Source organism: Erwinia sp. AK-PDG3-5 (assembly GCF_056821705.1).
Genome location: NZ_CM165967.1, coordinates 3,596,123 through 3,608,364, shown reverse-complemented (window position 1 = coordinate 3,608,364; position 12,242 = coordinate 3,596,123). Strand labels below are relative to the sequence as shown.

At 55.8% G+C, this 12,242-nt stretch carries 14 protein-coding genes; 8 read left to right on the top strand and 6 right to left on the bottom strand.

Features of this window, described 5'->3' with window-relative positions; all coding sequences use genetic code 11:
* The first annotated feature begins 1 nt into the window (after position 1).
* Positions 2 to 970, top strand: coding sequence for a protein translocase subunit SecF (gene secF / locus AC1UKS_RS16810; RefSeq protein WP_013201013.1), 969 nt, complete (start codon positions 2 to 4; stop codon positions 968 to 970).
* A gap of 45 nt (positions 971 to 1,015) precedes the next feature.
* On the opposite strand, the gene AC1UKS_RS16805 is transcribed toward secF, so the two are convergent.
* Positions 1,016 to 1,588 carry a SadB/YajI family lipoprotein gene (locus AC1UKS_RS16805; protein WP_482434604.1) on the bottom strand — a complete coding sequence of 191 codons (573 nt, stop codon included), beginning with the start codon at positions 1,586 to 1,588 and terminating at the stop codon, positions 1,016 to 1,018.
* A 27-nt stretch (positions 1,589 to 1,615) separates the two neighbouring features.
* On the bottom strand, positions 1,616 to 2,053 hold the full coding sequence (gene lysM, locus AC1UKS_RS16800) for a peptidoglycan-binding protein LysM (protein WP_013201015.1): 438 nt from the start codon (positions 2,051 to 2,053) through the stop codon (positions 1,616 to 1,618).
* A gap of 213 nt (positions 2,054 to 2,266) precedes the next feature.
* On the opposite strand from lysM, the gene nrdR reads away from it, so the two are divergent.
* From nrdR to pgpA, 6 genes are all read left to right on the top strand, one after another.
* Positions 2,267 to 2,716, top strand: a complete 450-nt coding sequence (gene nrdR / locus AC1UKS_RS16795) for a transcriptional regulator NrdR (RefSeq protein ID WP_013201016.1) — start codon at positions 2,267 to 2,269, stop codon at positions 2,714 to 2,716.
* Positions 2,717 to 2,719: 3 nt separating this feature from the next.
* Positions 2,720 to 3,826 (top strand): bifunctional diaminohydroxyphosphoribosylaminopyrimidine deaminase/5-amino-6-(5-phosphoribosylamino)uracil reductase RibD, encoded by a 1,107-nt coding sequence (gene ribD, locus AC1UKS_RS16790; RefSeq protein ID WP_265909897.1) that lies wholly within the window; start codon positions 2,720 to 2,722, stop codon positions 3,824 to 3,826.
* A gap of 84 nt (positions 3,827 to 3,910) precedes the next feature.
* Positions 3,911 to 4,381 carry a 6,7-dimethyl-8-ribityllumazine synthase gene (ribH, locus tag AC1UKS_RS16785; RefSeq protein ID WP_013201018.1) on the top strand — a complete coding sequence of 157 codons (471 nt, stop codon included), beginning with the start codon at positions 3,911 to 3,913 and terminating at the stop codon, positions 4,379 to 4,381.
* Positions 4,382 to 4,397: 16 nt separating this feature from the next.
* Positions 4,398 to 4,817, top strand: coding sequence for a transcription antitermination factor NusB (nusB, locus tag AC1UKS_RS16780; RefSeq protein ID WP_013201019.1), 420 nt, complete (start codon positions 4,398 to 4,400; stop codon positions 4,815 to 4,817).
* A 56-nt stretch (positions 4,818 to 4,873) separates the two neighbouring features.
* On the top strand, positions 4,874 to 5,851 hold the full coding sequence (gene thiL, locus AC1UKS_RS16775; RefSeq protein ID WP_151038112.1) for a thiamine-phosphate kinase: 978 nt from the start codon (positions 4,874 to 4,876) through the stop codon (positions 5,849 to 5,851).
* A complete protein-coding gene (pgpA, locus tag AC1UKS_RS16770) occupies positions 5,829 to 6,335 on the top strand; it encodes a phosphatidylglycerophosphatase A (protein ID WP_041691923.1) in 507 nt (168 codons plus the stop codon). The genes thiL and pgpA overlap by 23 nt, the downstream gene beginning before the upstream one ends.
* A gap of 59 nt (positions 6,336 to 6,394) precedes the next feature.
* Here pgpA and AC1UKS_RS16765 read toward each other — a convergent pair whose 3' ends face one another.
* The 4 genes from AC1UKS_RS16765 to xseB form a co-directional block, all read right to left on the bottom strand.
* Positions 6,395 to 7,369, bottom strand: a complete 975-nt coding sequence (locus AC1UKS_RS16765; RefSeq protein ID WP_482434603.1) for an aldo/keto reductase — start codon at positions 7,367 to 7,369, stop codon at positions 6,395 to 6,397.
* A 97-nt stretch (positions 7,370 to 7,466) separates the two neighbouring features.
* Complete coding sequence (gene dxs / locus AC1UKS_RS16760; RefSeq protein WP_482434602.1) at positions 7,467 to 9,332, bottom strand: 1-deoxy-D-xylulose-5-phosphate synthase; 1,866 nt, start codon at positions 9,330 to 9,332, stop codon at positions 7,467 to 7,469.
* Positions 9,333 to 9,351: 19 nt separating this feature from the next.
* Positions 9,352 to 10,251: a (2E,6E)-farnesyl diphosphate synthase gene (gene ispA, locus AC1UKS_RS16755; protein ID WP_482434601.1), complete on the bottom strand. Its 900-nt coding sequence runs from the start codon at positions 10,249 to 10,251 to the stop codon at positions 9,352 to 9,354.
* Positions 10,251 to 10,493 carry an exodeoxyribonuclease VII small subunit gene (gene xseB, locus AC1UKS_RS16750; protein ID WP_013201024.1) on the bottom strand — a complete coding sequence of 81 codons (243 nt, stop codon included), beginning with the start codon at positions 10,491 to 10,493 and terminating at the stop codon, positions 10,251 to 10,253. The genes ispA and xseB overlap by 1 nt, the downstream gene beginning before the upstream one ends.
* Before the next feature lie 231 nt (positions 10,494 to 10,724).
* Here xseB and thiI point away from each other — a divergent pair, with 231 nt between their 5' ends.
* The gene (gene thiI / locus AC1UKS_RS16745) at positions 10,725 to 12,173 is read left to right on the top strand and encodes a tRNA uracil 4-sulfurtransferase ThiI (RefSeq protein ID WP_265909901.1); all 1,449 of its coding nucleotides are present in this window, start codon (positions 10,725 to 10,727) and stop codon (positions 12,171 to 12,173) included.
* Positions 12,174 to 12,242: the final 69 nt, after the last annotated feature.

The following is a 12,242-nucleotide window of genomic DNA, read 5'->3' as shown; positions in this document are numbered from 1 at the left end:
TGTGGCACAGGACTATACCGTTGAACAACTGAACTACGGGCGTAAAGTTCATGACTTTATGCGCTGGGATAAAGTGGCCTTTACCATTTCAGCTCTGCTGCTGATCGCGTCCTTCGCGATCATGGGACTGAAAGGGTTTAACTGGGGCCTGGATTTTACCGGCGGAACCGTTATTGAAATCACCCTGGAGAAACCAGCGGATATTGACAGCCTGCGCGGTGCGCTGGAGAAGTCAGGATTCGTCGATCCTCAGGTACAGAACTTCGGCAGCAGCCGTGACGTGCTGGTGCGTATGTCCCCTAACGAGGGCAATGCGGGCCAGGAGCTGGGTAACAAGGTGGTGAGCATCATCAACCAGGCCAGCGAGCAGAATGCCACGGTTAAGCGTATCGAATTTGTTGGGCCAAGCGTGGGTAGCGATTTGGCGCAGGCTGGCGGCATGGCGCTGCTGGTGGCGCTGATTGCCATCCTGATCTACGTCGGTTTCCGCTTTGAGTGGCGACTGGCGTTAGGTGCGGTGCTGGCACTGGCACATGACGTGATCATCACCATGGGTATCCTCTCTCTGTTCCATATTGAGATTGATTTAACCATCGTGGCGTCACTGATGTCGGTTATCGGCTACTCGCTGAACGACAGTATCGTGGTATCGGACCGTATTCGTGAGAACTTCCGCAAGATCCGTCGCGGCACGCCTTACGATATCGTTAACGTCTCGCTGACGCAGACGTTAAGCCGTACCATCATGACCTCGGCGACCACGCTGATGGTGGTGCTGATGCTGTTTATCTTCGGCGGCGCGCTACTGGAAGGCTTCTCGTTGACGATGCTGATCGGGGTTTCTATCGGGACCGTTTCCTCTATCTACGTGGCTTCAGCGCTGGCGCTGAAACTCGGCATGAAGCGTGAGCACATGCTGCAGACCAAAGTAGAAAAAGAGGGTGCCGATCAACCTTCGATTATGCCGTAAGCTGTAAAGTTACGATGAGAAAGGGCCGCGAAAGCGGCCCTTTTTTTATGGCGCGGTGGCCGGTTTTGGCGGGTCTTGCAACACGATATCGTGAACCCTGATATAGCCCAACTGCTCAGGGGTGATATTGCTCAGGCGTAATGGCACGGTAATTTCACTGCGCGCCAGCAGCGAGTCTTTCACCGTCAGTGACTGACTTTGGCTGTCGACCTGCAGCGGTTTACCGGTGGTGGGGTCCATTTCGCCCCATTCAACCTGCGCGGTAAAGGCCGGTATGGCGTTATCCGCTGCCGAGCGGATGTGCAGAATGGCACGGGTGCCGTTCGCATCGCCTTCAATCTGGCTGAGGGAAAGGCGGACTTCGCCAGCCTGGCTCTTCAATGCCACTGCCGTTTTGGTGGCGGGCAGCAACCAGGCACCCTGGTTTAAGGTACTGTTCAGCATGTTTTGCTGTTCAAGGCTGGCAGCCTGTTGAGTGAGCTGCTGCATTTCAGTACTGAGCTTACCGACCTGATTATGCAGTTTATTCAGCTCTGGCTGCTGCTTGGGTGCAGAACAACCCGCCAGCATCAATGCTGCAACCAGCAGCAGAGGTTTTTTCTTTAAGTCTTTCGCCATACCCGCTCAGAGCTCCTTGCCGTCAATTTATTCTGGAATGCGCAACGTCTGCCCGGGATAAATTTTATTCACATCAGACAGCATCGGCTTGTTAGCTTCAAATATCTTATTGTATTTATTAGCATCGCCATAGACTTCTTTCGAAATGGCGCTCAGCGTATCGCCTTTTTTCACCGTGTAGAAACGGGCTTCCGTGGCGGGTTGCTCCACGTTCACGTTGTCTTCCACGGCGGTGATGCCGGCGACATTACCGACAGCAATCAGCACTTTCTCTTTCAACTCCTGTGAAATGGCATCGCCACTGATGCTGGCTTTGCCGTCGGCAACCTTTACGTCAATCTTGTCGCTGCCGGGCAGGTTGAGCTTGGTGATGTGCTCCTGCAGCTTTTTGTTCTGGTCATCGCCTCCGGTGACGGAGTCCCACAATTTCTCACCTGCTTCTTTTACGAAGTTAAACAATCCCATATATCCTCCGGTTTATCCTTGATTAGAGAAGAAATAACGCTATACAACCGACTTATTATAGCTGCAAAAGTGTCAAGTCATGTCAGGATCGGCTTGGGATCATCCTGTGGACGCAACAGCCGCCAAAGGCACGGAAAGGGTGATGCCGTTATTTTGTTAGTAGCTACTTCGCGCTACACTGTGGGCCAATTTCCAGGATTATCAGGAATTATCATGCATTGCCCGTTCTGTTCTGCTGTGGATACCAAAGTGATCGACTCCCGTTTGGTTGGGGAAGGCACTTCGGTGCGCCGTCGTCGCCAGTGTCTGGTGTGCCATGAACGTTTCACCACCTTTGAGGTGGCCGAACTGGTGATGCCTCGGGTCGTCAAAAGCAATGATGTCCGCGAACCCTTCAATGAAGACAAGCTGGCCAGCGGCCTGATGAAGGCGCTGGAGAAGCGTCCGGTCAGCTCTGACGACGTGGAAAATGCCATCAGTCATATCAAAAGCCAGCTGCGCTCCACCGGCGAGCGTGAAGTACCGAGCAAAATGATCGGCAATCTGGTGATGGATGAACTGAAAAAACTGGATAAGGTCGCCTATATCCGCTTTGCGTCCGTCTATCGCAGCTTCGAAGATATTCGCGAGTTTGGCGAAGAGATTGCCCGTTTACAGGATTAAACCATGAGCGATGAAATCTGGATGGCGCGTGCCCTTGAGCTCGCCCGCCGTGGCCGGTTTACCACCACGCCCAATCCGAATGTCGGCTGCGTGATTGTCCGCGATGGCGTGATGGTCGGCGAAGGCTACCATTTTCGCGCCGGTGAACCGCATGCTGAAGTCCACGCGCTGCGTATGGCGGGCGATAAGGCGAAAGGGGCAACGGCGTATGTCACCCTTGAACCCTGTAGCCACCACGGCCGTACGCCACCTTGCTGTGATGCGCTGATTGCCGCGGGCGTCAGCCGGGTTATTGCAGCGATGCAGGATCCCAATCCGGAAGTGGCCGGTCGCGGGCTATATCGCCTGCAGCAGGCGGGCATTGAGGTCAGCCATGGGCTGATGATGCAGGAAGCGGAAGCGCTTAATCGCGGGTTCCTGAAGCGGATGCGAACCGGTTTCCCATGGGTGCAGTTGAAGCTCGGCGCCTCTCTCGATGGTCGTACGGCGCTGGCCAATGGCGAAAGCCAGTGGATCACCTCAGCAGAAGCCCGCCGCGACGTTCAGCGCCTGCGCGCCCAGAGTTCCGCTATCCTCAGCACCAGCGCCACGGTATTGGCCGATAATCCGTCGTTAACCGTGCGCTGGCAGGATTTTGCCGCGGATACCCAGGCCGCGTATGCCGAAGCGGATCTGCGCCAGCCGGTACGGGTGGTGATTGACAGTCAAAATCAGGTGACGCCTGAGCACCGTTTGATTTCCCAGCCCGGTGAGACCTGGCTGGCACGCCAGCAGGCAGATAACCTGAACTGGCCGGAGAACGTGGAGCAGTTCCTCGTTCCGCGCCATAATGACCATACCGATTTAGTGTCGCTGATGATGCTGCTGGGTCGCCGACAGATCAATACGGTCTGGGTGGAAGCCGGCGCAAAACTGGCCGGCGCACTGCTTACCGCGGGCGTCGTGGACGAGTTGATTGTCTATATGGCACCGAAATTACTGGGAGATAATGCACGCGGTCTGTGCCATTTACCGGGCATAGCACATCTTGCTGACGCTCCCGCCTTCACCTTCAGCGATAGTCGCCAGGTTGGGCCCGATATTCGCCTGACGCTGACGCCTGACTCTTAGCTTTTAAAAGCGGAGCAGAGCGGTGAAGAGTATGATAGAATCCGCCCCCCTGCGGGGCCATAACTGAACCCTGAAAGGAAGATTATGAACGTTATTGAAGCTGCTGTTGCTACTCCTGACGCGCGCGTTGCCATCGTCATTGCGCGTTTCAACAACTTTATCAACGACAGCCTGCTGAGCGGTGCCCTTGATGCGTTAAAGCGCATCGGCCAGGTGAAAGATGAAAACATCACCGTGGTGTGGGTGCCAGGCGCCTATGAAATGCCAATGACCGCACGTGCGCTGGCTAAAGCCGGTAAGTACGACGCTGTTGTCGCCCTCGGAACCGTTATTCGTGGCGGGACTGCCCACTTCGAATATGTCGCTGGTGAAGCCAGTTCTGGCCTGGCCAGCGTCGCGATGAACAGCGATATTCCGGTCGCATTTGGTGTCCTGACGACTGAAAACATCGAACAGGCCATTGAACGTGCCGGAACCAAAGCGGGTAATAAAGGCGCAGAAGCTGCCCTGACCGCACTAGAAATGATTAACGTATTGAAAGCCATCAAAGCCTGATTTTAAGGGGAATTTCGTGAAACCTGCTGCTCGTCGCCGCGCCCGTGAATGTGCTGTCCAGGCGCTTTACTCCTGGCAGTTGTCTAAAAACGACATCTCTGATGTCGAATATCAGTTTCTGGCAGAGCAAGACGTCAAAGACGTTGATATCAGCTACTTCCGCGAGTTGCTGGTAGGCGTTGCAACCAACAGCGCATACCTGGATGGCCTGATGAAGCCGTACCTGTCGCGTCAGCTCGAAGAGCTGGGCCAGGTAGAAAAAGCCATCCTGCGTATTTCGCTGTTTGAGCTGAGCAAGCGTGCCGATGTTCCCTACAAGGTGGCCATCAATGAGGGCATTGAGCTGGCGAAAGTGTTCGGCGCCGAAGACAGCCATAAGTTTGTCAATGGCGTGCTGGATAAAGCCGCTCCCTACATCCGCCCCAACAAGAAGTAATCCTCCAAGGCCGGTCTGACCGGCCTTCTTCATTTTTCAAACTCGGAACGCATAGTATGGCATGTGGCGAATTCGAACTTATCGCGCGTTATTTCGATCGTGTGACAAGCTCACGTCGCGATGTGGAAAAGGGCATCGGCGACGACTGCGCATTACTGACGCTGTCTGAAAAACAGACCCTCGCTATCAGCACCGATACGCTGGTAGAAGGCGTTCACTTCCTGCGTGATATCCATCCTGCCGATCTGGGCTACAAAGCGCTGGCGGTTAACCTCAGCGATCTGGCTGCAATGGGTGCCGATCCGGCCTGGCTGACGCTGGCCTTAACCTTGCCATCCGTCAACGAAGCCTGGCTGAAGGACTTCAGCGACAGCCTGTTTGAGCTGCTCGACTACTACGATATGCAGCTGATTGGCGGTGACACCACGCGTGGGCCGCTGAGCCTGACGCTGGGCATTCATGGCCTGGTGCCGCAGGGCAGGGCGCTGAAACGTTCAGGTGCCCGTCCCGGCGACTGGATCTACGTCACCGGCACGCTGGGCGACAGCGCCGCAGGCTTAGCGCTGCTGCAACACCTGGTGAAGATTAACGATCCGGTGGCCCATGAAATGCTGATCAAACGCCATCTGCGTCCGATGCCGCGTATTTTGCAAGGACAGGCGCTGCGCGACCTGGCCAGTTCGGCAATCGATCTGTCCGATGGGCTGATTTCCGATCTGGGACATATCCTGAAAGCCAGCGACTGCGGCGCCAGACTGAATCTGGAAGCCTTGCCGCTTTCTGAAGTGATGAAACTGCACTTCGAGCCAGAGCAGGCGATCCGCTGGGCGTTAAGCGGTGGCGAAGATTACGAACTGTGCTTCACCGTGCCTGAGATTAACCGTGGCGCGTTAGACGTGGCGCTGGGGCATTATGGCGTGCCGTTTACCTGTGTGGGTCAAATCGCCCCCCAATCCGAAGGCATGGTGCTGTTACAGGACGGCAAGCCCGTCGAAAAAGACCTGAAAGGATTTGACCATTTTGGCCGCGAATAAGGATGTGGCGAAAAGCCGCCTGAAAATGAGCAACCCCTGGCATCTGCTGGCCACCGGTTTTGGCAGCGGACTTAGCCCCTATGTTCCGGGCACCATGGGCTCGCTGGCTTCGATCCCGTTCTGGTATCTGATGACCTTTTTGCCGCAGGATATTTACTCGCTGGTGGTGATGTTCGGTATCTGTATCGGGGTCTATCTTTGCCACCGTACGGCGAAAGATATGGGCGTTCACGATCACGGCAGCATTGTCTGGGATGAGTTTATCGGCATGTGGATCACGCTGATGGCGATCCCGGTCAACAGCTGGCAGTGGGTGCTGGCGGGGTTTGTGATCTTCCGTATTCTGGATATGTGGAAGCCGTGGCCGATCCGTTGGTTCGATCGCAACGTGCACGGTGGCATGGGGATTATGGTCGACGATATCATCGCCGGCATTCTCTCCGCGGGCATTCTCTATTATGCCGGGCTGCATTTTACGTTCTGAACCGCGTGTTAGGAGGCGGCAGGATAAGAAAGGGCGACGGTAACCGTCGCCCTTTTTCTTTACTCGAAGCCGACCACGTTATGCGGCTGGTAGGCACTTTCAAGCTGGATAATCTCTTCCAGCGTCAACTCAACGTTGACCGCCTGTACCAGATCGGCGAGCTGTTCGGTTCTTGATGCGCCGATGATCGGGGCAGTGACCGCCGGCTTAGCCAGCATCCACGCCAGCGCAACCTGCGCGCGGCTGATGCCCTTATCTTCCGCAATCGCGGCCACCCGGGCGGCAATCGCGCCGTCGTTCTCTTCGGTTTTGTCATACAGCGTGCTGCCGAACTCATCAGAGACGGAACGCGCGGTGGTTTCGCCCCATGGACGCGTCAGGCGGCCTCGCGCCAGCGGACTCCACGGCAGCACGGCAATATTCTCGGCGTGACACAACGGATGCATTTCCCGCTCTTCCTCACGCTGGATCAGGTTGTACTGGTCCTGCATGCTGACAAAGCGTGTCCAGCCATGTAAATCTGCGGTGTACAGCGCTTTAGCGAACTGCCATGCGAACATCGAGGATGCGCCGATGTAGCGAGCCTTGCCCGATTTCACCACGTCGTGAAGCGCTTCCAGCGTCTCCTCCAGCGGAGTGTTGTAATCCCAGCGGTGGATTTGCAACAGGTCGACGTGATCCATCCCCAGCCGGCCAAGGCTGTCGTCAATGGATTGCATGATATTGGCGCGGGAAAGGCCGCCCGAAAGGTTACTCATTGGGAAATAGACTTTGGTGGCGACCACGACCTCGTCGCGGCGGGCAAAGTCTTTCAACGCGCGGCCAACAATCTCTTCACTACTGCCATCTGAATAGCTATTAGCGGTATCGAAGAAGTTGATGCCTGATTCCAGCGCTTGCTTGATCAGCGGGCGGCTGCTCTCTTCAGGAAGTGTCCAGGCATGGCGGCCTCGATCGGGTTGACCAAAAGTCATACAGCCCAGGCAAAGGCGGGAAACCGTCAGATCGGTTGTGCCCAAAGTGGTGGTTTTCATGCGAGCTCCTGCCAGTCGGTTGGCGGCGTTAAGCCGGTATAGAACTGATTAAGCATAGCAGGAGAAAAGCTCCCCGGACGGGGAGCATTGTGCGGAATTACTGCGCGAGCCAGTCAGTGATTTGCTGCTCAATGCCTTCTGCATCAAGCAGATAGTCATGGCGGATCTCATCCTGGGTGCCCTGAGGGATAAACTCATCAGGCAGCCCGACGGTCAGAACCGGGACCAGCAGGCGCCTGGCCATCAGCAGTTCAATCACACCACTGCCTGCGCCACCTTTGATCGCGCCTTCCTCTAGTGTAATCAGCGCTTCATGGCTGGCAGCCAGCTCAATAATCAGCGTGTCATCCAGCGGTTTCACAAAACGCATATCGACCAGCGTGGCATTCAGCTTTTCAGCAACCGCTGCCGCTTCTGGCAACAGGGTGCCGAAGTTGAGGATCGCCAGCTTCTCGCCTTCGCGTTTGACCAGGCCTTTACCCAGTTGCAGCGAGGCAAGCGGCTTCAATTCTGCGCCGGTTCCGGTGCCGCGTGGATAGCGTACCGCGCTTGGCCCCTGCGAATAGTGGTAGCCGGTGTACAGCATCTGACGGCACTCGTTTTCATCGCTTGGCGTCATGATCACCATATTCGGGATACAGCGCAGGAACGAGATATCAAACGCGCCCTGATGGGTCTGTCCGTCAGCACCGACAATACCGCCACGGTCGATAGCGAACAGCACTGGCAGCTTCTGGATCGCCACGTCATGGATCAGCTGATCGTAGGCGCGTTGCAGGAAGGTGGAGTAAATCGCCACCACCGGCTTATAACCTCCGATCGCCAGACCGGCAGCAAAGGTCACCGCGTGCTGCTCAGCGATGGCCACATCGAAATACTGGCCAGGATAATCGCGTGAGAAGCTGACCATGCCAGACCCTTCACGCATGGCTGGCGTGACCGCCATCAGCTTGCTGTCATCGGCGGCGGTTTCGCTCAGCCACTGCCCGAAGACTTTCGAGTAGCTTGGCAGCCCTTCAGCCGCTTTTGGCAGCAGGCCGCTGGCAGGATCGAACTTAGGCACCGCATGCCAGGAGATCGGATCCTTTTCTGCCGGGGCGTAGCCTTTGCCCTTTTTGGTCATGATGTGCAGGAACTGCGGGCCTTTCAGCTCGCGCATATTCTTCAGCGTTTGCACCAGTGCCAGGACATCGTGACCGTCAACCGGGCCGATGTAGTTAAAGCCCAGCTCTTCAAACAGGGTGCCCGGCACGACCATCCCTTTCAGGTGCTCTTCCGTACGCTTCACCAGCTCCTTGATTGGCGGCAGGCTGCCCAGCACTTTTTTGCCCCCTTCACGCAGGCGTGAATAGGTTTTGCCGGACAGAATTTGCGCCAGACGATTGTTCAGCGCGCCGACGTTCTCTGAAATCGACATTTCGTTGTCATTCAGCACCACCAGCATATCGGTTTTGATGTCGCCCGCATGGTTCATGGCTTCAAACGCCATCCCGGCCGTCAGCGCACCATCGCCAATCACGCATGCCGTGCGCCGATTTTTGCCTTCTTTCTCTGCCGCAACAGCCATACCCAAACCGGCGCTGATCGACGTCGAGGAGTGCCCAACGTTCAGCACATCAAACTCGCTTTCATCACGCCAAGGGAACGGGTGCAGGCCATTTTTTTGGCGAATGGTGCCAATACGATCGCGTCGTCCGGTAAGGATTTTATGCGGGTAGGCCTGATGGCCGACATCCCACACCAGATGATCAAAAGGCGTGTTGTAAACGTAATGCAGCGCGACGGTCAGCTCCACCACGCCAAGACCAGAGGCAAAGTGGCCGCTGGAGCGGCTTACGCTGTCGAGTAAATACTGACGTAGCTCATCACAAAGTCTTGGCAGGCTCTCTTTGGGGAGCGATCGTAATTCTTGTACCGTGCTGGCCAACGCCAGCGTCGGATATTTTGCAGTATCAAAACTCATCAGAGACTCATTGTGGAAGTTATTTATTGCGTTCAATTATGTAACTTGCCAGCGCTTGTAATGACGTTGTAGTAAAAGAGTGCGCGGCAAGTGTTTCTAATGCGCTGAGTGACTCCTGATAGAGGTCCCACGCTTTGGCCCGTGCGCCGTCGAGTCCCATCAGGGCCGGGTAGGTACTTTTGCCTAAATGCTGATCGGCTCCCTGCCGTTTGCCGATAATGGCGGTATCACCCACCACATCTAAAATGTCGTCCTGCACCTGGAACGCCAGACCAATCGCATTGGCATAACGATCGAGTGCGGGCAGGGCAGCGCGCCCACGTTCTCCGGCGGCTAAAGCGCCCAGACGAACGGCGGAGCGAATTAACGCCCCGGTTTTATGGCGGTGAATTTGCTCCAGTGCGGCCAGATTAACCTGCTGGCCTTCGGCAGCCAGATCCAGCGCCTGTCCGCCGCACATCCCTGCCACGCCACTGGCCTGAGCCAGTTCTGAAAGCATCGCCACGCGGTATTCTACGCTCACGCCTGGCATCGGTGTATCGGCCAGAATTGAAAAGGCCAGCGTTTGCAGAGCATCGCCGGCCAGGATCGCCGTATCCTCGCCAAACTTAATGTGGCAGGTCGGTTGGCCACGGCGCAAGCTGTCATCATCCATCGCCGGCAGATCGTCGTGGATCAATGAATAGGCATGAATGCATTCAACGGCGGCCGCGGGTGCATCCAGCGCGGCATCGTCCGCGCCGAGCATTTCTCCGGTGGCGTACACCAGAAAAGGACGTAAGCGTTTACCCCCCAATAATGCCCCATATTCCATGGCATTAACCAGCGGGGAATTCTGAAACGGCAGTGGCGCGATAAAACGCTGTAAAGCCTGATTCACACGCGTGTGGTGCGCGGTCAGTAAATCGCTAAAATCCATTACTCATTTTCCGGCGTGAAGGGCTGCAGGTCAGCGTCTTTATCGTCGCTCAACAGGATCTGCACGCGCTGTTCAGCGGCCTGCAGTTTTTGCTGGCCCGCACGTGCGAGCTGCACGCCGCGTTCAAATTCATTCAGCGCTTCTTCCAGCGGCAGGTCACCGCTTTCAAGACGGGATACAATCTGCTCCAGCTGCTGCAGAGAGGTTTCGAAGCTGGCTGGCTGTTCGGCTTTTTTAGGCATAATGGCGTTCTGCTCAGTCGTTTTTTTTAGCGTGAAGCCGCCCATGGTAGCCGACTCGAAATGATTAGCAAAATAATGATGCTGCTAACGGATGAAGAAGCAGTGAGCGGACAGGTGTGATACACTCGAGTATTGAATGTAAAGGGCTACAAGCTGCTTTGCAATACCCTCATTTTACCAGCTAAGTGCGTCCCATTTCAGCACTTAATTGCTTAACGAACCCATGCCGCCATGAAGTTTATCATTAAGTTATTCCCCGAAATCACCATCAAAAGCCAGACCGTTCGCCTGCGTTTTATTAAAATCCTGACGACGAATATCCGTAATGTGCTGAAGGACAGCGATGAAACGTTGGCCGTGGTACGTCACTGGGACCATATCGAAGTGCGTTCAAAGGACGATACCAAGCGTTCCGTGCTGGTTGAAGGGCTTCAGCGCATTCCCGGCATTCACCATATCCTCGACGTGGAAGATCGTGCTTATACCGATATGCACGATATCTTTGAGCAAACGCTGGAACTGAACCGCGATCGTATTGAAGGGAAAACCTTTGCTGTCCGCGTTAAGCGCCGGGGCAAGCATGATTTCAGCTCGCAGGATGTGGAGCGTTACGTTGGCGGCGGGCTGAATCAGCACGTGGCCAGCGCTCAGGTGAAGCTGAATCACCCGCAGGTGACGGTGAATCTGGAAATTGAAGACGATCGTATGCTGTTAGTGACCGGCCGTCATGAGGGCATCGGTGGCTTCCCGATCGGCACTCAGGAAGATGTGCTGTCGCTGATTTCCGGCGGCTTCGACTCCGGCGTATCCAGCTATATGCTGATGCGTCGCGGTTGCCGCGTGCATTACTGCTTCTTCAACCTTGGCGGCGCAGCGCACGAAATCGGCGTTCGCCAGGTGGCGCATTATCTGTGGAACCGTTTTGGTCGCTCGCACAAGGTGCGTTTTGTGGCGATCAACTTTGAGCCGGTGGTCGGCGAGATCCTCGAGAAAGTGGAAGACGGTCAGATGGGCGTGGTGCTGAAGCGCATGATGGTGCGTGCCGCATCTCAAATCGCCGAGCGTTATGACGTGCAGGCGCTGGTCACCGGTGAAGCGCTCGGTCAGGTCTCCAGCCAGACGCTGACCAACCTGCGCTTAATTGATAACGCCAGCGACACGCTGATCCTGCGCCCGCTGATATCCCATGATAAAGAGCACATTATTAATCTGGCGCGTCATATCGGTACGGAAGATTTTGCCCGTACCATGCCGGAATACTGCGGTGTGATTTCGAAAAGCCCAACCGTCAAAGCGGTCAAGGCGAAGATCGAAGCGGAAGAGCAGAACTTCGATTTTGCCATCCTCGATCGGATGGTCGCAGAAGCCACCAACGTCGATATCCGTCGTATTGCGGAAGATACCGAGCAGGAAGTGGTTGAAGTCGAAACGGTGGTGTCATTCGGCCCGGAAGATATGGTGCTGGATATCCGTTCTGCCGATGAGCAGGACGATCGTCCGCTGGAGCTGGAAGGGGTGGAAGTGAAAGGCCTGCCGTTTTATAAGCTCAGCACCCAGTTCGGCAATCTGGACCAGAGCAAAACCTGGCTGCTTTACTGCGATCGCGGCGTAATGAGCCGTCTGCAGGCCCTTTACCTGCACGAGCAGGGCTTCAAAAATGTGAAGGTCTATCGTCCGTAATGGGCAGTGGTGCTGACTTATCCCGTCAGCGCCGCCACCCTTGCCAGCAGGCACTTTCCCCGCCTGCTG